Raw genomic sequence first — 25,332 nt, forward strand, 5'->3', positions numbered from 1 at the left:
GTCCTATTTTCAACCTCAATAAAACCAGCGTCTCTTAATTCTACTAGGCATTGTCTAACCCTGCGTTGACCAACATTTAACTTATCCTCAAAAAGCTTATAACTCTCCTGTAATTCCTCTATATCGTTGTTATAATAGCGCTGCAGTCTAAATACTATGAATGATAGGAGTTGTTTAGAGGTTTTACTTAAAGCTTTTTTATTATCTCCAATCAGATCCTTCCACTCTGCTGGTATAAAATTTCCAATAAAATGGTAAAAAATTGTGTCATTATTGGCACTGTTATTTTTAGTAAAATTACAACCATTGGTTAGAATATCGCGTACTATATGTTGCACTTTTTGCCTCCAAAAATACAGCTATAGCAGGTAGTTTTAGAAAATAATTTTTTATAAATTATTCTAAAATTTTTATTCAAAAGGTCGAATATAGGGAGCATAATTATTCTTATACAAAACCTATTTTTATCTTCATACTGATTCTATCTGCCTTACAAGACCAGTTTTACCTATAGGGAATGATACTCCATGATAAAACTTATTAAAAATTTTCAACATGTTAGTAACTTCAAAAAAGAGTCAACAGAAAAAAAATTTTGGCTTGAACTTGAAAAAAGTTGCAAGTTCATATAAGGTTATAAACAATAAAGATTTCATCAAAAAATATCTCAAAAAGCTCTGCAATATTTGTTATTACTAGCGTTAAGGCTTATTTTTTGCTTAATCTATAACAGAGCTTTTTCTAAAGCAAATTGATTTTATTATTTATAAACCATTTTGTTAAGCTACTTTTTCACAATTTACTTCTCTAGGATATCTACCTAATAGAAAGCTGAGATTTTTTGTAATATATATTTTTTTATCTATTATAATCTTAATGCTTTAAGCTATGATTTTAGATAATATAGTCGTTCAAGGTTGCTTATACGATAAATTAACTATTATAATATAAAAAGTATAATAGAATTTTCTAAAGTGCCTATAATAATCTAATACAAAATGTACTAGGCAGTATTTAGTGTTATAATAATTAAATTGAAATTATGTTATTAGAAACAGTAATTGTAATCTTATTAATTGTTTTTTCCTCAGTTTTATCAGCTATTGAAACAGCTGTTACTGCAACATCCATAGGTAAAGTACAGCAACTAAAATCTACTGGTGTTTTAAAAACAGAGTTACTGTTAAAATTAATAAAAAATAAGGAGCAGGTTATTAGTACCTTGCTCATTGCTAATAGTATAATAAATACAGTTGCTACTACTGTTGGTACTAGTATTGCAATAGCAATTTATAAAGAATTAGGCACTATTATTTCATCTATAGTAATGTCGGGAATAATAATAGTATTTGCTGAAGTAGTACCAAAAGCCATTGCAGTTTCTAAAGCTGAAACAATAGCTTTATTAGCTGTTGATATTATCCAATTCCTTTTAACGTTTTTAGCTCCTATTAGTTACTTGTTATCACGTATCATTAATTTTATCTGTTGGATGTTTAATATTAATCTTGCTAGTAGAGTTTCTGGTACAGAAGAAATTAGAGGGTTAATTGAGCATCAACATCAAGAAGGAAATGTTTTTGATAAAATGGATCGGGATATGCTTGGTGGAGTGCTGGATATTAAGGATATGGAAGTATCGCAAATTATGGTTCATAGAAGTAAAATGTGCACAATTAACTTTGATCTACCAATAGAAGAATTTATTGCTAAAGCGATTACTTTACAGTACTCTAAAATTCCTGTATGGAAAGAAAGTAGTGAAAATATTATAGGTATATTATACGTTTGGGATTTAATAAAAGAACTGCACAGTAATAAGTATAATGCTCAGTCTATAAAATTAAGAGATCTAATAGCTGATCCGTGTTTTATTCCTGAAAATGCTTTAGTATCTAATCAGTTGAGTAAATTTAAGGAAAAATATAGCAATATAGCATTAGTAGTTGATGAGTATGGAGTATTGCAAGGAATGATTACTAGACAAGATATCTTAGAAGAAATAGTTGGCCCAATTTTTGACAAGACTATCAATAATATTATTAACTTTAATAATACAACTTATATTATTGATGGTAGTAGCTCAATTAGAGACATAAATCGTAAGCTAAACTGGAACTTACCTGATGATGCAACTACTATTGCTGGTTTGATAATTCATCATATTCAAAAAATTCCACAGCAAGGTGACATATATTATTTGTTTGGCCTTAAAATAGAAATTGATAAAATGCATGCTCATTATATTCAATCGGTTAAAGTAGAAGTAGTAAATATAGATAATAATATGGAATTACATAATGTTAGCTAGTAGTATTGGTTCTTATTTATTAATTAGTGCAATAGTGCTTTATTCTATAAATTTAGGATATTTTTTTTTATGTACTAATATTAACCTGTTAAAAATTATCCATATTGTAGCTAGTGTAAATGTTATTTTAGCATTTTGTATTTTAGTTTTTAGTTTTATTATTTCTGATTTTACTATTCAAAATGTATTATTGAACTCCAGCGTAATTATGCCTTTAGTTTATAAGATATCTGGGGCTTGGGCAAGCCATGAAGGATCAATGTTATTATGGTCATCATTTTTGTGTATAGCTAGTATTTATTCGTTATTTACTTGTTATTTCAAATTTCAATGTGAAAAATTGGTTATTGCGTACCAAGGCTTGATTATACTTGTGTTCACTGGTTTAGTATACTTTGCTTTTAATCCTTTTATAGGTAAGTTATCTCGTAATGAAATTGGATTAGGGCTAAATCCTATATTACAAGATATAGGACTAGTATTTCATCCTCTAATTCTTTTTTTTGCTTATGCTTGTTATTTAATACCATTTGTTTATAATGTTATAGCTCTTTTATGTTATGACCACGCTCTAGTATTAATAGATAAAGCTATTTTGTTTTCTAAAATTGGTTGGTTATCTCTCACTGTAAGTATTGCTTTAGGGAGCTGGTGGGCCTATCGAGAACTTGGCTGGGGTGGATATTGGTTTTTTGATCCAGTGGAAAATATTTCTTTGATGCCATGGTTATCAGCTACTATCTATCACCATTCATTATTATACGCGCGATTCAATAATATACTGCTGCGATGCTCTATTTTATCGGCTATTACAACATTTTTACTTTGTATATTAGGTACATTTTTAGTTAGAAGTGACATATTAATTTCTGTCCATTCTTTTTCTCTAACTGATTCGAAAGTTAATTTTATATTAATTTTCTTTATTGTTTTGTCTGTTTCTAGTTTAGGGTTATATATCTTAAGAATTAGTAAATTTTTCAGTAATACTAATACTAGTCTTAGTATTAAAGAATTATTAATACTGTTAGGCAATGTTTTATGGTTATCAGCTCTGATAGTAATTTTAATTTCTATATTTTATCCCATATTTTATAAATTGATTTATGGCAATAAAATATCAATAGGATACTCTTATTTTATTAGTACTTTTATTCCGATAATATTACTAACAGCTTTATTAGCTGGTAGTATCTACAGTCAAAAATCTAATTATTATAGAGTTATAATTGCTCTTAGTATATCAGGAATAATTATTTATTTTAGCTACAGAAATTTAAGTATTGCTAGCCTAGCAATATTTTGCTCAATATATCTTATTCAAGAATCATTATGTTATTTAATAAAATCTTGCAATTACTTTACAATTAAAATTCCTTATAAAGTATTAGTTGTTACTATTAGCCATTTAGGATTTGGTATTCTTATATTATCTATTAGCCTTAATGCTAACTTTCAGCATGATACTGATTTTATTGGTAAAATTGGTAGTACAATTCATAATAATGGCTTAAGTATTACTTTAAGAAATATTAGCTATGCTAAAGGTCCTAACTATTTTAAGCAAATAGCGGAATTTTGGGTTGAAAACGATAAGGAAATATTTATATTAAAACCTGAAAATAGATATTATATTGTTGAGAGTATTGCAGTACCTGAAAGTGATATATATAGTACTTTACTATATGATATATATGTAGTTCTTAGCAAAGTAGATACTGATACAGTATATGCTAAAATATACTATCGTCCATTCATGGCTATGTTATGGATAGGAGTTGCTTTAATATCAATTGGAATGTTGTTTTCCGTAACTACTACTAGAAAAAATCCCAAATTTGATTCTAATTGAGCAACATAGTAAAATATTTATTTTACATATCTGAATTTATATAAACACATAAAATGTGTTATTTTTTTTAAAGATTGATAAAAAGGTATGATGATTTAGGTTATTATTTGTTTAGAAGGGGTTTTTATGTGTATTGAAGATGAACTCCAAGAAATATATCAAAGGTTAAAAATCTACTCTTATGAAAGCAATCTAGTACAACATTTTGAGTCTATTGATCGCTCAGGTAAGATAGACAATATAGATGTTGATGGAAGTTGGAGTTTGTCACACGTTATGTGGGTATAGAGCGCTTATTGATTGCTATCGAGTTTTATATAATAAAAATGATGTAGAGCTTCGGAAAATGAGTTTTCATCTTAAAGAAATGTTTAAAGCAAATTTTCCACTTGCAATGTTGAGGGAAAATTCTGAATTCCAAAAAGAACAGATAGCAAAAAAAATAATGGAAAATTTAAATAATACTGGAGTAGCATATATTTGTTGTAATGATTTTAAAGGTGCTGCTCATCAAACCATTGTTAAAATGGTTAAGAATGACACAGATAAATATTGTGTAACTCTTTATAATGCAGGTTTTGGAGCTCATAATGCAGAGCTGACAGATCTAGATGAATTATTGAAAATGAACGGTATTACTAATTATAGGACACAATCACTATATAATAGAATTAAATATTATATAAATGCATATTGGTATCATGAAAAACAACCTATATATAGTGGAATCAAATATTATATAGATGATATACCTCAACCTAAAGATCTAATCGAATCTGTAATATTACGTCAGACAAATAGTGTGAGTATAGATATATATATTCTGGTATGAAAGCAGAACCTGCAGAAGTAAAAAAATTAGTAGCTCCGCAGCGATATGGCAATTGTACTACCAGATCTATCAGAGAGATGTTAAGAGATAATCTTCCTGATAGTACATTTAGGGAATTATATGATTTTATTACTCTAGTCCGCTATTCAATTAAGTTAGAAATGTTGGAGATGGCTATAGGTAGATCGCAAAAGATAGCTGATCCTGTTTTAGGAAATTATACTGAGTTCTTTTCTTTTGAGAAAAGAGATGAAAAATTTTTCAGCATATTTCAACATAAGGTAAACAGTATTTTGGGTGTTGAGCCTAGCACTCCTATTCAAAATTTGCAAGCTATTGAATTTCTTGGCGGAAATAAGACAGTATTTAGTGAAAAAGATCTGCAATTCTTAGCAGAAATATATGCTAGAAAATATGTTGATGCTGAGTTAATAAAGTTAAATTCAGAGAAATCTCAAGCAATAGTACATTCTACAGTTGCATCCGATAATTCAAAATTTTGGGTAAGTGAAGTTTTGTATGACGAAGACGGATATAATGCTATTACTAAGCAGCAGTTGCTTATGGATGTCTTTATACCCATAAATACAACAAGCTCAAAATCTAGAGTTAGAAGTGTACTTGAACGTATCTTACCATTAAGTTACCATCCTCTGGATTGGGACTCTATATGTTTAAGTGATCAAATTGGTATTGTAAACGAAGTGTTCTTTGATGCAGTACAAGATTGTGATGCATATTTAACTCAACCATTGCTTTTACCAGTTAAGGAGAAACTTCTTCAATGTGTTAAACAATACTATAAAAGTGATTTGGTAGAAAATTCTTCGCTACCACCTAATATACGAAAGCATATTATTGACTCTTGGCGTGAATCTTGTTTGCAAGATCCAAAAATTAATCTTATTATTAAGGCTGCAATTACTCCCAATAAGTATTATTTTCATAACTACAAAATAGCTAGTGAAAGTTCTTTTGAAGATAAATTACAGACTTTAAAAAAGCGCGAAAGGTTAAATATTGAAACAAAAGTAATACCCAAAGGGCATGTAGCAAGAATAAAGCGTGAGCTGGAGTCTAAGCAGCTTGATAGAGCGATAAAAGGTAGGTAATTGTGTAAATGAAAATACTCAAAAAAATTCTCAGAGAAAATATCATGAAAGAAGATCTAACAAGTCTATATTGTTTTGTAGATTTAAATATCAATGAATTAATAGCTCATATTTATATGAAGAAATTCTACTATAATACCTGACATAAGTTATTCAGAAACTCTATAGCAGCAATTATTGTTATATCATCAGTTGATCTCAAATATATAAAGCATATACTCAAATATATAAAGCATATACTCAAATATATAAAGCATATACTCAATATATAATGCCTTCATTCATATATTATCTTCTTTAGTTGCTTATTGCTTTAGGCCTACTAAACCGTATATTAATTTTAAAATCCTTTATAATGCAATACTGAGGTTAGAAAATACTGTTATATTAAATTTCAGTCTTTTCTGCTATGTTTAAAGTAGTCTTCATTGCTACTGTTTTTAGCATTGATGTGTATTAATTATTTCATTTATAAAAGAGGAGGAATTTTTCTATTGGTGTAGCATTCTTGGAAGATGTTATTTTTTGATCATCAATATGCCAATAGGTATTATTATTTTCATATCTTTCAATTTTTTCTAGTTTTTCTGCCTGGAAAAGCCTTGGTAATGTTGCAAAGAGAGATCATATCCTAGTGAAAAAGGTTGAAAGTCATAATTCAATCTAAAGAATAAGGGAAGTTAATTTTTATTAACTTTCACACTTTATAGTTAATAGTATTATTAAATAGCAGTCATATTAAACTAGGCTTATTATCTATAGTTACAGGTGTTATATTATGTTATAGCTTTAAGAAATTTAAAAAGGTTTCAGATTTTGTTAAATAGTTGTTAATTGATAGAGCCTGATCGCAAAATGGTAGTATCGTCAAATAGCTATCATGAGACTTATTTAAAGGAATGTGCAATATCTGTAATGAAGGGATTATATTTATTACCTAATCAACTCTCTAATCTAAAACTGAAGTTATTAGAGATAAATATTGAGAGAAGAAAAAATTTATCGCTTGATTTATTGTTTTTGATAGTAATATAAATAATACTATACTAATAATAACACGGTAAGGTTGACGTTAACGATAAATTATGAATAGAATACTTCAGATTGATGTTTGCTTATCGAAGCAATTAAAAGCTCATTCTTATGCGTTACTACAGAATGCTTTTGAGCAAAATAATAACGGATTTACAGTAGATCATAGATTAAATTTAAAATCATTACAGAAAAATTTAGATTTATATCTAGAAAATGAAGATTTTAGGTCCAAAATGGAAGAGCAGTTTGGCTATTCTGATAAAAATCGTCTTAAAATGGTTATCAGCCAAATTCCTACCAATAGTGCTGAAAACGAAAATTATGAACTTGATAGTAAATATTTAAAACTCCAAAAAGGATTACGTAAATTTTTATATGAACCAGAGGATGGAATTGAATTATTATTAGAGTATCAAGAAAAATGTAGTAATGAACAGACGAATATTCCATTTAATGACTTTCTATCTGAGAAATTAAAAAATGTAAAGAACATATCAGAATTAGCGCAATCTCCTAGCCTTTATAGGAAAATTACATCATCTTATAAAGATATTGAATCATTACATAAAGATCTTCAAAATAGCACTGTAGTTGCTAATATTTGTCATAAACCTCAAGTGATGGCTGATGGTACACAGCAAATGCTTAATGATGATTTTCTTTTTGATGAGGTTCCAACAGTAGATTTTCAAACTCATATTTTAACTGGTACTGAAGATTTTCAGCCAGGAGCTAATGAGTGTCGTAAAGAGTTGTTTAATGGTGGTAATTTTCAAGGATCAACATTTCGTAATATTGAATTTGACTTTTCTCCTGAAGATATTAATTTCCGAAACTGCTTGTTTGATACAGTAGCTTTTAGCAATCATTCAATTAAAAACTTAGATTTAAGAGGAGTAAAATTACAAAAATTACTATTTAGTAATAATGGTTTAATAGACAATGTTTTCTTTGATGTTCAGGATCATAAAGTCTTAAAACAACTTGGCGTTCTTAGATTGGAGCAATCTGTAATCGAAGAACAAGTGCTACGTCAGAATAATACACAATATTATACTGAAGATAAATATACTCAAGATTTACAAGATTTAACTAAGCGTACTGCTGAAAAATTAGCGGCTCTTAAACCAGCTCCAGCTACTGGTTGGTATGGAAGTAGTATATTTAGCTATGTTCAATCTGCAATGAATTATTTGCAATCAGAAAAACCAAGTATTCAAACGCTTCAAGTATCTATAGAGAAAAACCTGCAAGAAATTGAAGCTGAACTTCAAAAATCTGGAAAACAGGATCCAGATTATAGTATTATGGTTGCTCATTATAATCAATTACAAAATTTGTATCATGCAAATAAAAGGCGTCAACAGCAAGAAGTTAATGCTGCTAAGGAAGTAACAATTACAAATGTTGTAAATGATCCAACATACTGCTGTAATCAATCAGAAGATCAGACATATAAAGTTAAAATTAAAGTTAATCGTCATGATCTTGAAGAATTTATAAAAAAAGGCGCAGGTCAAAGCTGCTGTGAATTTTTATCTAATAAATATGCTAGTGATATTCAAAATAAGAAAAATTCTATTAAAGAAGAAATAGGTGCTACAGATATAAAAATTGTTATGGTTCCTGATTTTTCTGGAGAAAATTTAAGCGGATTGGATTTTAGTGATAAAAATATGTCTGCTCTTAATTTAGCATATTGTGATTTAACATTTTGTAAATTTTCTAAAGCAAATTTAGATAGTAGCTGTTTAGAAGGGGCAAAAGTTACTGGTGCTAGCTTTTATAAAGCTAATTTAAATAATGCTAATTTGATAAAAGTATCTGGTAGTGGGGCTATATTTGATAAAGCTAAGGGAAATAATGTTAGGCTAATGGGAGCTGAATTAGGTACTGTTACTAATGGTGTTGGTTCAGTACCAGCTACATTTAAAGGAGCTCAATTATTTACTGTAGATAGCTCTTTTGCAGATATGAGTGGTTGTAATATGGAAGCAGCTATCTTAGAACAGGCAGATTTTAGCCAAGCTAATATGATGGGAGTGAAAGCAATTCAGGCTCAAATGCCAAATTCCACTTTTGAGCAAGCTGTTGCTAGTAGTATTAATCTATCAAATTCTAATCTAACAAACAGCTCATTTAAAGAAGCAGAAATGATTAATGCTAACTGCTCAAAAACTATATTACAAGATGCATGTTTAAAACAAGCGGATGCTAGATTAGCAACATTTGATGAATCTAATATGAAGGGGGTTATTGCCACAGAAGCGAATTTTACTGAAGCTAAAGCTAATAAAATTAGTGCCCAAAATGCTAACTTTGAAGGTGCTATTATGGAATGTATGCAAATGAATAGTGCAAATTTAGCTAATGCAAATATGAGCAAAGTACAGGCTAGAGAAGCTAGTTTTAATAATGCTAATTTAACTTCAGTTAATGCACAACAATCTAATTTTGTGGCAGCAAGCTTTATGGCAGCTAATCTGAATCAGATGAATATTGAAGGTAGTAACTTATCAGGCTCTGATTTAAGAGATGCAAATCTGAAGGATGTAATATTTTCTCCTACTACTATTTTAGTTGATTCTAATATAGAAGGTGCTGAAAACGTTAGTGAGGAATTAAAACAACATATAAGAGATCAAGACCAGAGGTTACTAACAGGGCTAGGATTAAATAGTAGATATCCAAGATGTACTCTTGTTGATACAGATGGCGTGAATATGAGGCTTAAGGCGCAAAGATTAGCATATGCATTGTTAGTTTCAATGCCAAAAGAAGCAGTTTCTTCTCTACCAGAAGCAATAAAGCTTTTACTGCCAAAATATATGGGATTTTCTGCGTTGGGTACTAGGAAAAGTATGCGTGAATTGATAGATAGTTTGATTTTTGCAATTGAGCATGGTGATGAAGGATTACCGCTTTCAGCGCAAGATAAAAAAGTTGGTTATATTGATAGTGCATATGGAGACTGGTTGGCATATGTTGGTGCTAATGCGCAGGCTATGATTAGTAATACTTTAGCAGAATGTACTAATTTAAAGACTTTAATTGGAGATAATTGGAATAAAGAAGGATTTCGCTTTGTTATAGGCGATGGTAATCAATCAGTAGTATCAAAAACATTAACTAACATATCATCTAAGTTACTAAATAAAGCATGGGAAGGAATTTTACAAAAAAAAATAAATCCAGAGTTGCCAGAGACAAGATATGCAAAAGCAAGCAAAATATGGAATAGAAAAATACCTATGGTTAAGCATCTACTGAATGGAGAATATATAAAATTGCTAGCACATACATGTAAAGAGTTCTGGCGTGAGAGTAAAGCAAAAACCAGATTAGCTGTTGTGGGTGCAGCTGTTGGAATAACAACTGCAGCAATAGTATGTGCTGTACCAGCATCATTAGCTTTGCTTTCATATAAAACTGTAAAGAAACTTAGTTCTGTAGTTGGCAGCATCAAAAATAAGCTAGTATCGTCACAATCAGCAAGTAGTACAATAAGTCAAATAGCAGATAATCATCAAGCTAAAAACACTGGGTTAGGTGCTAAAGATGATATAGCTGATGTAGATTTAGAAGTTAATCACAGGGGTAAGATTGCAGACATTAGCAAACAAGACCTTGAGATTATAAGGAATAGCATTGATAGCATTAGTTTTATTGATGAAACAATAATAATCCCACCTTTGTCAAGTAAACAGAAAAATAGATCAGTAAAGCAAAAATAAATTAATCAGTGTTATTGCTATTTTTATAGCTTTAAACTCAAATCATTAGTTTTGAAGGAGATCTATCCTGTTAATAATATATTTCATAAAATTAGCTAAATGATTTTTATATTCTGATGTTATATTTAACTTAGTAATAATATCATATGCTTGTTTTTCTAACTGAGTAATTTTTTGTTTTATTAATGCTAAAATGTTATGTGTATATAAAAAATTCAAAGCAGACTTAAAGTCTTCTGTTTGTTTCTCTTGATTTAAGAATACTCTATGCCAAAAATCTTTCTCATTCTGAGTAATTGCACAATTATATGCTATAATTACTGGTAATGTTACTTTGCTTTCTATAAAATCATCTCCAATATTTTTGCCTAAGCTATTAGAATTACCAAAATAATCTAATGTATCATCTATAATTTGAAAAATTAGTCCTAAATTAATGCCAAATGTTTTTACTAGCAAGCATGTTTGCTCACTCTGATTAGAAATTATAGCAGCAATTTCACATGAAGTTCCAAATAGCTCTGCTGTTTTAGCATGTATTATTTTAAAATATTCATCTTCAGTAATTATTTTTTTGCTGTGTAATTGTGTTAACTGTTTTACTTCTCCTGTAATAATAGTATTAAATGAAGATGAAAAACTTTTAAGTGCTTTCATAGAATTGCTTTTAATCATCATTTTAAATGATTGACTGAAAAGAAAATCACCAACTAGTATACTCGTTTTAGTATTCCACTTTAGATGAACAGTAGGCTGTGATCTACGCATTTTGCTTTCATCTACCACGTCATCATGTAATAAAGTAGCAGCATGAATAAGTTCTACGGCAGCTGCTAGATAATAGTGGGATAATCCTTGATAATTAAATAGCTTGCTAATAAGAACTGTTAACATAGGGCGTATTCTTTTTCCTCCTGCATTGAAAAAATATGTTCCTACTTGATGAATTAATGGCTCTTGAGATGAAAAAATACAATCTAATATTACATTATTTACTTCAGACATATCTTTATGTAGAAAGTTACTTAAATCGCTAATACTATTATAATCATTATTTACTTGCTTTCCCTTTAAGTTCATATACTTTTTTATTGCTTAATATTATCTGATTCTAGTAATGTTCCTAAAATTTCCATCCATAATTCTTGAGTTATAATTTCTGGAGAACGATTTATCTTATCTATTAAGTTAGTTTTTTTCTGCAGCTGAGGTAAAACTTTTAGTATCAGTATATTAGGAGTAATAGATTGATCAACTATCTTACGTACTTGATTGTATAGAGTTTTATAATATAATTTTCTTATTGCTAGCAAATCCAAGTTACTAATTCTTATTTTATTAGATATATACTGACAATTAATAGCTCTAATATTAGGAGAACTATGCAATGGCTTTGAAATTTTTGATAAAAAAGATTTTAAAATATCCTTACTAAGTGCGGTAAATGACTGATTTTCTTGTAATATACTGTCATCTATTTTTTGATTATCTGCTTGAAACTGATTTTCAATAATTGTTTTAATGTTATAAAAGTCAATAATAAAATCAATTAGATCCTTAAAATCTGATATATAAAAATTAGTAATAAATTTTGGATTAGTTGTATCATAGAGAAAGTCTTTAATATTAATTCCGAAATTATTTAATAAAATTTTTAAGACATTGAGTCTAAAAATATTACTTTTTCTATTGAAAGATAATTCAAAATCTAGATCAAATGTTATTTGTTTAGGTAAATTAATTGTATTAATTATATTATCAAAAAAATCTAATTTAGTTAAATATTTCTTTTCTGGGAATCTGTTATTATCAGCATATGTAAGCACAATGTTTTGTAAGGCTGTTCTATAATCAAAATTTGCAATTCCTTGTAATAACACAGTAAGATCAAAATTTGATTTTTTTGTCTCTGCTATACTTAAAATACTAGCGAGTAAAATTTTAGCAAAATATAACTTATCTTTTATAGTTATAAAATAAGATGTTGCTAGTTTATTGTCTTTATTTTCTCTATGAGCTAGATTTTGATAATCTAATTTACTGGTTACTGCTAACTTGTTATCCTCATAAGATAGTTTTTCGATATTTAATCTACCATTAAAGCTATTTTGTTCTATATTCTTTATTATAGAAGACCAAGAAACTTTTGGTAGTAAAAAGTGCAATGTTGATGTAAATTCAAAACTCCGATGTGTAGATGAATAATTCATATAGTCTACTGTAATTTTACTATCTACAGTATATTTTTTAGGTATATCGTTTTCAAAGTCATTAACATTGTAATAATATGGATGATTATCAAAACTAAAGTGAAAATGTGACTCTAGTACTTTGTTTTTTAGTAGATTTTTAACATTATCATAATCAGAAAACTCTCTAACACTAAATTTAAAATCATTTATGTAATTTATTAACTCAAATAAATTATGCTTTGTAACTATTTGAAATAGCCTCTTAGATAATGTTAGCTTACTGGAGATTGTAGCATCTATTTTAATAATATTATTGTTAAAATTTGATTCTTGAGTATACCTATAACATTGCCCCTTATACTCTATTAGCAAAATTTTAGATATTAGACTATATTTTATCTTAATTGGTTCAGTGCATCTTATTATTTCAGATATACTACTTATAGTAACATCTGAAACATTGAATCCTACACTAAATGGTGTGGTTGCTGCTGTAACATTTGAAAAACTAATCGTTGTACGAGATCCATCTTGTTGATACACAATAATATCTTGTTTTCCATATGTTTTAGTAATTTGATTGGCAAATATTTTCCATATTGCATACCAACTAATAAGTAAAAGCAATAATATTACAATACTAGTAATAAAAATTAGATATATTCTTCGCATCGTTTGCCTCTGAGTTTTTGTAAGTCATTATATTTATGATAAAGACTTACAACGTCAATCAACCAGATTAAAATGACTACTATAAATACTTTTATTAACACTGTTGAAATAGAGCTAATTGTTGATTCTGGATATAATGTTAAAATAAGAAATTGTATAAATGCTCCGCCTGATTTGCCAAGTTTAACTCCTACTACCTCAACTGCAGCTTTGCCTTTAATTTTTGTTTCTATGTCAAGTGGAATATATGCAATTTCTTTAGTTGCATCAAATAGAGAGTACTTACTTGATTTGCTTAAAATATTTTGTAGTGCTCCAACTAAAACAGCTAAATAGATAGGATTATAACTAATAGAGCTAAAAATTATACTTTTGCTTTCTCCGGCAATTATTAGCAGAAAGAATATTATTCCAGTAATTCCAATAATTAAAGGAGTAATTATTGCAGGAAATAGCCAGTTAAATTTATGCAATATACTACTACTTATTCCCATAAATAAAACACAAGTTATTCCCATAACAACATTGAACCTTCCCATAAAAGTAATGTACTCCTGTGTTGTTGGATATAATTCTTTAATTTGAGCTTTCCATGGGCCTTCTAAAATATTAATTGCCAAACCATAGCAAATTACCATAACTGCTATGCAACTAATATATTTAGATTTTAGAATTAACTTTATACTATCGTTTAAAGATAATTTAGTTCTACTATAATTATATAACTTAAAATTAGTTATTAGATTATTTTTGCTATGCATTATAGTAGTTTTACTTAATATTAGGTTATTTAAGTATTTAAAGGTAATCATTGCTATAATACCAGAAAAAGTAACAACAATAATAATATGTTGAAAAATTGTTTCAGAATTTTTTGTACAGCTACTGTCAATTGTAAAAATATCTGATATTCCTGAAGCACTAGCACACGATATTAATATATTACCAGCAACTATTAACCCTAGATTGCCAACCATTCCTAAAGCTGGATAAAACCTCTTTGCATCTTCAATATTAAACATATTATTTGCAAATTGCCAGTACATTAGATTAATTACTATAACGCTCCATAGCTCACAAATAATATACATTACAGCGTAACTCCATTTTCCACAAATCATAATAATCCATTGTAAATGTGGATAATTATATATTATCTCTTTAATCAATTCTTCAGATGGATGTAATAACACTTCATTTGGATAAATAATAAAAGCAAATAGTATAAAGAATGTTAAGAAAAATATTACTACCATATAAAAGATATTTTCCATAGAGTAGATATTAGATAATTTGATATATATTACAGTGAATATAATTGCAGAAGGTAATACTAACCATAATTTTAGAAAACTAATTACCTCAGCCCCTACTGAAGGTACTACTAAGCTATCTTTTACTGCTCTTAAAGTACCAAAGTTAAATAATAAGCAAAATATGATTAAGGCCATTGGCATAAATAGCTTCATTTCTTGAAACTCAATAGGCCATATAATCTTTGCAAATTTTTTCAAAATATTAATTACTGACATTGTATTAAATTAATTTGATAAAACAATAAGGAATAAATTTACTTTTACACCATAGAAATAAAAACAACATTGTAAAATGTATATTATTTTATAATGTTGCTAGGCTATAAATTTAATGTCAAATAAACATTACATTTCATAAGTGCTATTAGTGAGTTTTAAATATTCTTTATTGAGTTCTCTAATTACTAACATCCATACTATACATATTACAATAAATATCAGCATTAAATAAGGAGTTATAGACTGATAAGTAGCAGTAGGGATGAGCATAAAAATTAAAGATTGAACTAATGCACTTGCAGATTTACCAAGTTTTACTCCCATTACATCAGCTGTAGCTTTTCCCTTACTTTTTAATTCATTATTAAGTGGAACATATGCCATTTCTTTAGTTGAGTCAAAGAAAGTATATTTACTAGATTTTGTTAAAATATTTAATGTTACTCCAGTAGTAATTGCTATGTTCAGTGGATCGATTGTAGGCCAGAGTAACTCAAAGAATGATGAAAATGAAGTATCAAAGCTTGAGGCTATAAAAAATACTATACCTGTTAAGGATAACATAATAGGAGTAATCATTGCTGCTGTTTTCCAACCACAATATCGCACAATATTTGATCCAACTAAAACAAATAATATTGTACAAATTCCGGTATAACTTAAGTAAGAACCAACAAAAGCATTATATTCTTCTGGGGTATGATATAAAGTGCCTGCTTTATATTTCCAAGGTGCTTCAACTAGGTTAATTGCTACACCATAACATATTAGTAGAGTAATTACAAGCCTAATATAACGTGATTCAAGAGCTATTTTTATACCATCAAATATCGACATTTTATTAGACTTAACCTTAAAATTTATATCATCAATTTTAATTATATAAGCGTTTAATATTGCAAAAATAACCATAGATATACCACCTAATAGTAAAACTATTCCCATTATGATTTGAATATAAATAGTAGTTTTGCTGCATTGTAAATCATAGTTATTAATAAAGTAATTGCTTAAAGATGGCAAAAATGATATTAGTGTGCCGGAGATATATAACCCAGTTTGGCCAAATAAGCTAAATAGTACGTAAAATCTTCTAGACTGTTCAACTGTAGTTACCATATTAACAAATTGCCAGTATAATAGTGAAAAAACAGCATTAGGCCATAATTCAGCGATAATATAAAAAAGTGAGAAGCTCCACTTTGCTAACATTAAGATAATCCAGCGAAAATTTGGAAATTGGAAGATCAATTTTTTTATACTTTGATCGTTCAAATGTAAATATTGATAATTTGGAAAAATAACAAAACCAAAAGCAAAAAAAAATATTAAAAATGCTAACAATATTATATAGAATACTTTTTCGTTTTTAACGACATTTACTAATTTAATATAAACTATTGTCATTAAACATGCAGCTGGTAGTACGCCCCAGATTTTTAAAAAAGAAGTAGTTTCAGTACCAATCATAGTAATTACTATGCTATCTTTTAGAGCTCTAATTAGATTTTGAATTAAAAGTATACAAAACATTAGAGCAGTCATTAGTAAAAACCTTGGTAACTCACATCGGTGCACTGGCCATATATGGTTAAATATTTTACTAAAGTTCAAAGAAATAGAGCGACTAATGTTAGCTAATGAAGGAATATAGTACAATAAGCAATGATAAAGTTTCATTCTTTGTAGTTTCAAGAATTAATCTCAGAAATTATTATCATATGGATTTATTTATTCAAGTTAATTGTGATAAATTACTAAATTTAATATTAATTAAAATTATAGATATGTATCTTAGGTACGATATAAAGTTATATATAATGCTTTAACATCAAGAGTAGAAAAAAAGTTGGGAATAATTTGCTGGAAATATCATTATAAAACTCAGTTTTGAATTAGGAAGTATTGGGGAGAGGGATTAGATAGATACATTATGAATACAAAGAGTTTTACAAATGTTTTACAAATGATAAGAAATACAAATTTATCAAAGGAAGAAAATTTATTATGATAAAAATATTTAAATATTACTTGAATGGTATGTTATCTTAGTAAAGCTACTTAGTTACTATGCATATACTCCACATCAATTGCTGTCTATTATTAAAAGATCTTTAAAATAAAGTATTGGGTAATATTGCAGCTCTTAATAAAGCTAGGAAATATTGGCTTAAAATTACATTTGTTAATTTAATAAATGAGGGAAAATGCAATGCCTTAAATTAACTAAAGGAGATATAGATGATAGAGTTTAGGTTCCTGAATTTACGAAGCATATTACTAATTTGTTATTTGATAGTACGTCTATTAAAACAAGAATTGTTTTCTAATCTTTGTGATGCAGAATTATAGTTAGTAACCGGTGTAAAGAAAAATATGAGAAAATAAACTCTTGCATGTAGTTGAAAAAAATTTACTACGTAAATGTGCAATTATTGAAACTGTATTTAGTGTATCAAAATGTTATTTTGAGCTCAAATATACAAGATACTGTTCAGTATGGAATGCTTTCAAGCCTATATCTTTATTAGTTATTTATTGTCTTAAGCTTACTAAACCTTTTATTAATTCAAAATCTTAATCTTAATTCAAAACTGAGGTTAAACTGATTTAACAAAAAATAAAATAACACTCAACCTTCTGGACTAAATTCCAAAACAAGCTGTTGCCATGTATTATATTCTTCCTTTGGTAACTCCTGAAATGGACTTGCTGCCCAGATTGCTCGTTTGATATTTTGAACGAATAAATTGCAAACTGTAGTGTTATTATCTGGGCAATTACAGCTAATATCTGTGATCTTTTCAATGTTACCATCTAATGCTATGTTTATCATTAATACTGTGCTGATACCAGGAATAAACCCTATTGTATGGTTCCAATGCGCTTGAATTTGATACTTTATTGCATCTGTATAGTTTGTACTGTCAATGTTACTAGCATTCTGCTTATTAGTAATATTTTTAGCTATGTGTTGCTGTGTAGTTATTTTGGTTTTAGTTGAAGACAGATTATAGTTTGTATTATTTTCTTGCGTAATTGAGTGCTTTATATTAGTAGTAGTGGTAACACTAGACTTAGGTTCAGTAGAACTACTTTTTGTGTCTGTAACATTATTAATTACAGGTGAAGGAATTGTGGATACAGTATTTGAATCTTGCTTAATCAGATTATTTTTTAAAGTTTGCTCTTCAACTTTAGGAGTCACAGTTGGTAGAGAATTAGTATTTTTTTTTGAAACAACGGTTGAATCATTAGTGGAATTACTTCTAATATTAGGTTGTTTTATATTAGTTTTGTAAAGATTGTTTTTTTTTACCTGAAAAGTAGTTTTATTGGCTTTATTATTGCTTGTTGTTTTATTAGATACTTTATTAATTTGAACTAGTTCTAGATTAATTATTTTATTATTAGGTTTATGTTGTTGTGAGGCAAAAAGTATAACTACATAACTTAATATCAGATGGCAACTAAATGATATAAGTAAGAAAACATAAAAGCGATTACTTAGTTTCATTATAATTATCTGTAATTAAAGCTACTTTTGTAAATCTAGCACTAGTAATTTCTGCAAGAAGATTTACTATTTCCCCATATGGTAAATCTTTATCTGCCTTGATAAAAATTCTAGTGTTAAATTTATCCTTAGTTCTAGTTAGGGCTTCAAGTTTATTGATTAATTGAGTTCTACTAATTTTAGTTTTGAATATATATATATTATTGTTTTTATCAATGCTAATAGTTAAAGGTTCGCTTTGTTCTGATAGTGGTTGGCTTGAACTAGCTTTAGGTAAATTAATGTTAACACCAAGAGTAAGCATTGGAGATGTAACCATAAATATAATTAATAATACCAACATTACATCAACTAAAGGTGTAACATTTATATTGCTAATTAATACTTTCCTAGAGTGCTTCTTAAAAAAAATATTATTAATAGCATTTATTGATTTGCTATCCATGATTTATTATTTTTTATCTATAGTTTTACATAATACAGTATAAAATTTTCTAATAAAATTCTCTAGTTGCCCTTCTATTAAAGATAATTTATGAGTTAATAGATTATAAAATATTCCAGCTGGAATAGCTGCAAATAATCCAATTGCAGTAGCTAGTAATGCTTCAGCTATTCCAGGTGCTACAACTACTATGCTAGTATTTTTTGTAGCTGCAATTGATTGAAAGCTATGCATAATGCCCCATACGGTTCCTAATAATCCTATAAACGGTGCTGTGGAACTAATTGTTGCAAGAATGATTAAGTAAGTTTCTAGCTGTTGTGATATTTTATTTTTTGTTAGCTCTATTATATGTAAAATTCTATCTTTCAAATTGTTGTGACTATCTGAAGTAACGTTATGCTCGTGTTTACATTCATGTAACACTGTTACGAACATTGATGATATGTAATTATCACTATTTTTGCTAACTCTACTATATAGTTCATCTATTTGTTGATTAGATTGTAATAGTTGATTAAACATATTTATTTCTTTTTTTATACTACTAAAATGGTAGTATTTATAAAAAACTATAGCCCAGGTCCAAATTGATGCTATGATCAATGTAATCATAACTATTTTACAGATTATATCTGCTGATAAAAAAGCTGAAATAATAGAAGTTTGAGAAGTTATAGGAGAATGTGTTAGCATTAAAATTACTTAAATTCAAACATTATTTTTATCTTTGTAATTGAGACAAGAATTACTATTAAGTATACTTAAAGTATTTTCAGCATGCAATAAAGATTTTGTTAAATATAATTGTGAAATTAATTTTTCTAATAAAAACTGTTCAAAAATCTAAACTTAATTACTTTTAATGTTTAATGATCAATTAATTACTAAAAAAGATATTTGTAATGAATTATTCAAGTTGCAAATTTGTAAGATTAAGACGTAACCGACAACATGAATGGCTAAGAGATTTAGTTGCAGAGACTAACATTTTGTCTTCGGATTTAATTTTACCAATTTTTATTACTGAAGGTATAAATCAGGAAATAACAATTAACACCATGCCAAGTGTTAAAATACTTTCATCTGATTTAGCATTAAAGCAAGTTCAAGAGGCTATGAATTATGGTATAAAAGCTGTTGCATTGTTTCCTAGAGTCTCTATAGAAAAAAAATGTAATAATGCAGAAGAGGCTTATAATACTAATAATCTTATTTGTAACACTATTAGATTATTAAAGGATAATTTTAGCGAAATTGGAATTATTGCTGATGTTGCATTGGATCCTTACACTATACATGGCCATGATGGATTATTAACAGATAATTGCTCGGATGTAGATAATGATAGGACTTTAGTAGTATTATGTAAACAGTCTTTGGAATTAGCTGATGCTGGAGCTGACATAATTGCTCCATCTGATATGATGGATGGTAGAGTTAAGGCAATACGTAGTTCTTTAAATGATAAAGGGTATCTTAATACTATTATTTTGTCTTATGCTGTTAAATATGCATCAAATTTTTATGGGCCATTTAGGGATGCAGTTGGATCTAGATTATCTTTTAATTCAATTTCAAAAAAAACTTATCAAATGGATTATCGTAATGCTAAGGAAGCACATAAAGCAGTAGAAATTAGCATTCAAGAGGGGGCAGATATGGTAATGGTTAAGCCAGCTATGACATACTTAGATATAGTTTATAGTGTTAGAAATAACTTTAATATTCCAGTTTTTGCTTATCAAACTAGTGGTGAATATTCTATGATAAAACATGCAGCACTTAATGGTTGTATGAATTTTGATCATGCGATGTTAGAGTCAGTACAATGTATAAAAAGAGCAGGAGCAACAGCAATTTTTACTTATGCAGCTCTTGAAATAGCCAAGTTTTTAGCTACCAATCATTAAAAAATATGTTTAGCTAAAATTATCATGTGTTTTTTATAATAAATTAAGTAGCGCAATAATTTAGACATAATTAACAGTTTATACAGGTTTAATATTGCAATGATATTATTTATGTTTTAATATAAATTAATGTTAAAAATTAAAATAAAATGTAATGGGTATTAGTTCTGCGCAGCTTCTTATTATATTATTGATCATTTTAGTGCTTTTTGGAGCAGGGCGTTTGCCTCAAGTAATGTCTGATTTAGGCAAAGGAATAAAAGCATTTAAGGATAGCTTAGACAACGATAATAAGAAAAAAAAAGATGATGAAGAAAGCTAATAATTATATTAGCTTTTCACAAGCTTCTTTGATTTGTAAGCATGCAATATTTAGATCTGTTGTGCTTACTGCATAAGATAATCTAAAATATCCATTTATACCAAAAGCCTCTCCTGGTACTACTGATACTTCTGCATACTCAAGTAAATAACAAGCAAAATCATTACTTGTGTTTATTTTTTGTCCAGTAGGAGTAATTTTATGCAACAGTTCTTGACAAGAAACAAATAGATAAAAAGTTCCTGCTGGCTTGTAGCACCTAAGTCCCATGATATTATTGAGGATATTAAACGCAAAATCTCGTTTTTTTTGTAAAACTGCTATGTTTTCTTGAATGTGATTTTTGTTGCCTGTCAATGCCTCAATTGCTGCAACTTGACTAATAGAACAAGGATTAGAAGTACTATGTGACTGAATTTTAATCATTGCTTTTATAATGTTCTTATTGCCAGCTCCATAACCAATACGCCATCCTGTCATTGCATATGCCTTGGAAACTCCATTAACAATAAATATTCTTTCCTTTAGGTTTGGAGCTACTGCTGCTAAAGCATGAAATTTATTATTATCAAACATAATATGTTCATAAATATCATCACACATTATATATATATTTTTATGTAAACTAAGTACTTCAGATAATAATTTTAACTCTTTGAGAGTATATACTGCACCAGTAGGATTATTAGGCGAATTTAGTAATAACCACTTAGTTTTATCAGTAATAGCATTATTAAGTTGAGTTGGAGTAACTTTAAAATTAGTACTTTCATAACAATTAATAAACTTACTAGTAGCCCCAGTTAACGATACAATATAAGGATATGAAACCCAATATGGCATTGGAATAATAACCTCATCCCCTTCGGCTAAAGTAGCTAATAGAGCATTATAAATAACTTGTTTAGCTCCAGAACTAACTATGATCTCGTCTAGTTGATAATCAAGATTATTTTCAGTTTTGAATTTTGTTTTAACTGCTTGTTTTAATTCTGGCATGCCATCAACATTAGTATATTTTGTCATACCGCGATTTATAGCATCAATAGCACGAATTTTAATATTACTTGGAGTATCAAAATCTAGCTCACCTACACTTAAGGAAATTATATTTTTACCTTGCTGCTTAAGTTCAGCTGCTTTTTGAGCAACCATCATGGTTGGAGAACTTTTTATGTGATTGATTCTATGAGTAATAAGTGACATAAATTAACTACATATAATGATATTTAAAGCTGTAGATTATTAAATTACATTGCTACAAAGCATAATATTATATTAAGTATATAATTAATTCAAATCAATATAATTATGTCAGTTGTTCAAAGAATAAGAAATATTTTTATAAATAGTCTTAATAAATTTAAGGAAGTTTTCTTGTTTATTATTTCATCCCCAACTTATATAAGCCAAATAGCTACTTTAGCTAAACAGCATATTTGGGAAGTAAAAATGAAATTAAAAAATTTAGGTGCTGCTAATATCGACTTAGGTATATATCATCTTCGTAATGGTAATTACAACGAGGCCATTATACGCTTTAAAATAGTGTTGATGTTGCTAAAGAAAGAAACAGATCAAGCAAACTATTGGTTATCCTTTACATATTTAATTAAAGGTAACTATACAAAATCATTACAATATGCAAAGCTAGTAAAACAACAAGATACAGCTGAGTTACAAACAGTTTTAGAAAATCATCAAATGTTAAATTCTGTACCAAAGCAAATCTGGAGTATATATAAAAATATTACTTTTGAATATTATAGTTCAAGGTTTATTGGAAAAAATGTCAATCTTGCACAAGAATTTGTTAATACTTTATTGGAGGTAGTAGAAGAGTTGCCACAAGACTGTAAAATACTAGATTATGGTTGTGGAAATGGAATTATTGGATATATTCTCTCTGAAAAAATTGCTCAAAAGTTTACCCTTATAGGGGTAGAGTGCCATAATAGATTAAGTGAAGTTGCAAATGCACATAATCATATCTATGATCAAGTTATATCATTATGGCCACAAGATTTTGTAGAAAAAAAATGCGAAAAAGATCAGTTTAATATTATCATTATTTTTGCTAGTATTTCCTACAGCGTTGATCTTCAGTCAATAATAACAAAATTTTACAAAGTTTTGTCACCAGGTGGATATCTTGGCATAGTATTGCCTTCCAACAGAAGTAAAACGACTTTTGATTTACAATATTTATGGTTCTCTTATAATATATGCGATGTAGAAAAAACTCTGCAGAACATAAATGAGCATGGTCAGTTTAATTTAGTAAGGGCAAGAGAGATAAAAATCCCAGATCAAAATTTATCTTATAGTATTTTGATACTTAAAAAAAATTAGGTATTTAAGAGTAAATTAATTATATTAATATGTAGTTCTCTAAATGTAGTCATCTAATAAAAATAAATGATGCGTATTATATCTGCTGTAATAATTACTTGTGCAACTATTTTAATGGTAAAAGCTGATGTTTTACTAGTTCAAAATAGCGATAATATAGAGAACATTGATAAAACTAAAGAAGATTCTTACTTAGATTCAGGTAACATTTACTTAGATATTGATGAAGATACCTGTTTAAGAGCTTTTGATCCTTTTGAGAGAATTAATAGAAAAATCTTTTACTTTAATTTAATTCTTGATTACCTTATTTTAAGGCCAATATCTAATGCCTATAATAAAGCAGCTCCTCAGGATATGAAAAATGCGGTAGAAAGTCTTGTTGGTAATAGCGTTGTACCATTTACATTCATAAACAGTATTTTACAATTAAATTTTAAGAATTCTATCGTGAGCTTGTGGCAATTTATAGTAAACACAATTTTAGGTGTTGGAGGTTTACATAATATTGCAGCAGAATTTGATTTACAAGCTCAACCGTTAGATTTTAGCAGTACATTAGCTAGATATGGTATTAAATCTGGACCATATATTATTTTGCCAATTTTTGGAGGTATGAATTTTAGAGATGTCAGTAATATAGCTTTTGCACAGCTAAGTCCATTACAGTATTTTTTTGATAAAATCCATGCTGAAAAATTAATTAATATGAACATTTTCTTTAATAAGAAATTTGCTACAGGAATTAAGATAATCGACAAAATACATCAAAGAGCTAAATTATTTGGTAATGCTGAATTTATCATGAAAAACTCGATAGATCCTTATTCTATATATAGAAATGATTCATACAAAAAATCATATTATTTTCAAAAATGTCGAGCTAATATAAATTTACTAAAAAGATGATCACTATGCCATTAAAAAGAAACATTATTATTTTCTTATTTTTCATATTTAATAGTTTATCTGCTTATGCTTCACAGGATGTAAAAGAATATGTTGATAGTGTAATGCAAGAAACAATGTCTATAATAAAAGATCAATCCTTTCAACAAAAAGATAAAAGCATAAAATTAAGATTGTTATTAGAAAGAAACTTTGATCTTAATTCAATGGTAAGTTCAATATTAGGCAGAAATAAGGTTAAACTATCTAGCGTTCAAATAGAGGAATTTAATAAAGTATGTGAGAATTACATATTAACATATTGTAGTAAAATGCTTGCAAATTACAATGCCATTGCTATTAATATTAGAACAGTATCTGCTAGTGGCTCTCTGGGCTATATAGTAAGAACTGAAATTATACAGCAGAATAATCAAGTACTTAAGATTGATTTTTTAGTGAAAAAATTAGATCAGGAATATAAAATCGTCAATATAATAATTGAAGGAATAAGCTTAATTACTACTCATGCTATTGAAATCACGAATGTGATTAGAGATAAAGGGTTTAATTATTTAATTAATAATCTAAAAGATAAGAGTTCATAAATTAAGTAATAT

At 28.0% G+C, this 25,332-nt stretch carries 19 protein-coding genes and 1 pseudogene; 11 read left to right on the top strand and 9 right to left on the bottom strand.

Features of this window, described 5'->3' with window-relative positions; translation table 11 throughout:
* Window positions 1–338: pseudogene (locus tag OCHUTO_RS01120) on the bottom strand (hypothetical protein); the annotation flags it as partial.
* A gap of 704 nt (window positions 339–1,042) precedes the next feature.
* On the opposite strand from OCHUTO_RS01120, the gene OCHUTO_RS01125 reads away from it, so the two are divergent.
* The 6 genes from OCHUTO_RS01125 (at window position 1,043) to OCHUTO_RS01145 (ending at window position 10,876) form a co-directional block, all read left to right on the top strand.
* Entirely contained in the window at window positions 1,043–2,311 is a 1,269-nt protein-coding gene (locus tag OCHUTO_RS01125; RefSeq protein WP_045797036.1) for an HlyC/CorC family transporter, read from the top strand.
* Entirely contained in the window at window positions 2,301–4,163 is a 1,863-nt protein-coding gene (locus tag OCHUTO_RS01130) for a heme lyase CcmF/NrfE family subunit (protein WP_052694607.1), read from the top strand. The genes OCHUTO_RS01125 and OCHUTO_RS01130 overlap by 11 nt, the downstream gene beginning before the upstream one ends.
* A gap of 244 nt (window positions 4,164–4,407) precedes the next feature.
* Window positions 4,408–4,995, top strand: a complete 588-nt coding sequence (locus OCHUTO_RS01135; protein ID WP_156961260.1) for a hypothetical protein — start codon at window positions 4,408–4,410, stop codon at window positions 4,993–4,995.
* A complete protein-coding gene (locus OCHUTO_RS01140; RefSeq protein ID WP_045797038.1) occupies window positions 4,992–6,107 on the top strand; it encodes a hypothetical protein in 1,116 nt (371 codons plus the stop codon). The genes OCHUTO_RS01135 and OCHUTO_RS01140 overlap by 4 nt, the downstream gene beginning before the upstream one ends.
* A gap of 855 nt (window positions 6,108–6,962) precedes the next feature.
* On the top strand, window positions 6,963–7,142 hold the full coding sequence (locus OCHUTO_RS06230) for a hypothetical protein (RefSeq protein ID WP_232296911.1): 180 nt from the start codon (window positions 6,963–6,965) through the stop codon (window positions 7,140–7,142).
* Between the two features lie 50 nt (window positions 7,143–7,192).
* Window positions 7,193–10,876 carry a pentapeptide repeat-containing protein gene (locus tag OCHUTO_RS01145; RefSeq protein WP_045797039.1) on the top strand — a complete coding sequence of 1,228 codons (3,684 nt, stop codon included), beginning with the start codon at window positions 7,193–7,195 and terminating at the stop codon, window positions 10,874–10,876.
* 45 nt (window positions 10,877–10,921) lie between these two features.
* Here OCHUTO_RS01145 and OCHUTO_RS01150 read toward each other — a convergent pair whose 3' ends face one another.
* The 7 genes from OCHUTO_RS01150 to tolQ form a co-directional block, all read right to left on the bottom strand.
* Window positions 10,922–11,956, bottom strand: coding sequence for a polyprenyl synthetase family protein (locus tag OCHUTO_RS01150; RefSeq protein ID WP_052694608.1), 1,035 nt, complete (start codon window positions 11,954–11,956; stop codon window positions 10,922–10,924).
* A gap of 8 nt (window positions 11,957–11,964) precedes the next feature.
* Window positions 11,965–13,740 carry a hypothetical protein gene (locus OCHUTO_RS01155; RefSeq protein WP_045797040.1) on the bottom strand — a complete coding sequence of 592 codons (1,776 nt, stop codon included), beginning with the start codon at window positions 13,738–13,740 and terminating at the stop codon, window positions 11,965–11,967.
* On the bottom strand, window positions 13,722–15,272 hold the full coding sequence (locus OCHUTO_RS01160) for an Npt1/Npt2 family nucleotide transporter (RefSeq protein WP_045797041.1): 1,551 nt from the start codon (window positions 15,270–15,272) through the stop codon (window positions 13,722–13,724). Before OCHUTO_RS01160 ends, OCHUTO_RS01155 begins: the two co-directional genes overlap by 19 nt.
* 129 nt (window positions 15,273–15,401) lie before the next feature.
* The gene (locus tag OCHUTO_RS01165) at window positions 15,402–16,955 is read right to left on the bottom strand and encodes an Npt1/Npt2 family nucleotide transporter (RefSeq protein ID WP_045797042.1); all 1,554 of its coding nucleotides are present in this window, start codon (window positions 16,953–16,955) and stop codon (window positions 15,402–15,404) included.
* A gap of 952 nt (window positions 16,956–17,907) precedes the next feature.
* Window positions 17,908–18,792 (bottom strand): hypothetical protein, encoded by an 885-nt coding sequence (locus OCHUTO_RS01170; protein WP_045797043.1) that lies wholly within the window; start codon window positions 18,790–18,792, stop codon window positions 17,908–17,910.
* A complete protein-coding gene (gene tolR, locus OCHUTO_RS01175) occupies window positions 18,779–19,237 on the bottom strand; it encodes a protein TolR (protein ID WP_045797044.1) in 459 nt (152 codons plus the stop codon). Before tolR ends, OCHUTO_RS01170 begins: the two co-directional genes overlap by 14 nt.
* A 6-nt stretch (window positions 19,238–19,243) precedes the next feature.
* Entirely contained in the window at window positions 19,244–19,933 is a 690-nt protein-coding gene (gene tolQ, locus OCHUTO_RS01180) for a protein TolQ (RefSeq protein ID WP_045797045.1), read from the bottom strand.
* Between the two features lie 209 nt (window positions 19,934–20,142).
* Between tolQ and hemB the strand changes: the two genes are divergently transcribed.
* Together hemB and tatA are read left to right on the top strand one after the other, a co-directional pair.
* Entirely contained in the window at window positions 20,143–21,150 is a 1,008-nt protein-coding gene (gene hemB / locus OCHUTO_RS01185; RefSeq protein ID WP_045797046.1) for a porphobilinogen synthase, read from the top strand.
* 154 nt (window positions 21,151–21,304) lie between these two features.
* Window positions 21,305–21,472, top strand: a complete 168-nt coding sequence (gene tatA, locus OCHUTO_RS01190; RefSeq protein ID WP_045797047.1) for a twin-arginine translocase TatA — start codon at window positions 21,305–21,307, stop codon at window positions 21,470–21,472.
* A 3-nt stretch (window positions 21,473–21,475) separates the two neighbouring features.
* On the opposite strand, the gene OCHUTO_RS01195 is transcribed toward tatA, so the two are convergent.
* Window positions 21,476–22,678, bottom strand: a complete 1,203-nt coding sequence (locus OCHUTO_RS01195; RefSeq protein ID WP_045797048.1) for a pyridoxal phosphate-dependent aminotransferase — start codon at window positions 22,676–22,678, stop codon at window positions 21,476–21,478.
* 171 nt (window positions 22,679–22,849) lie between these two features.
* Here OCHUTO_RS01195 and OCHUTO_RS01200 point away from each other — a divergent pair, with 171 nt between their 5' ends.
* The 3 genes from OCHUTO_RS01200 to OCHUTO_RS01210 all read left to right on the top strand — a co-directional run bounded on the left by OCHUTO_RS01200 (window position 22,850) and on the right by OCHUTO_RS01210 (window position 25,320).
* Window positions 22,850–23,824, top strand: a complete 975-nt coding sequence (locus OCHUTO_RS01200) for a methyltransferase domain-containing protein (protein WP_232296912.1) — start codon at window positions 22,850–22,852, stop codon at window positions 23,822–23,824.
* A gap of 66 nt (window positions 23,825–23,890) precedes the next feature.
* Window positions 23,891–24,733: an MlaA family lipoprotein gene (locus tag OCHUTO_RS01205; RefSeq protein WP_232296913.1), complete on the top strand. Its 843-nt coding sequence runs from the start codon at window positions 23,891–23,893 to the stop codon at window positions 24,731–24,733.
* 5 nt (window positions 24,734–24,738) lie between these two features.
* Window positions 24,739–25,320, top strand: a complete 582-nt coding sequence (locus OCHUTO_RS01210; protein WP_232296914.1) for an MlaC/ttg2D family ABC transporter substrate-binding protein — start codon at window positions 24,739–24,741, stop codon at window positions 25,318–25,320.
* The last annotated feature ends 12 nt before the right edge of the window (window positions 25,321–25,332 follow it).

The sequence above is a fragment of the Orientia chuto str. Dubai genome (genome assembly GCF_000964595.1).
GTDB classification, from domain to species: Bacteria; Pseudomonadota; Alphaproteobacteria; order Rickettsiales; family Rickettsiaceae; genus Orientia; species Orientia mediorientalis.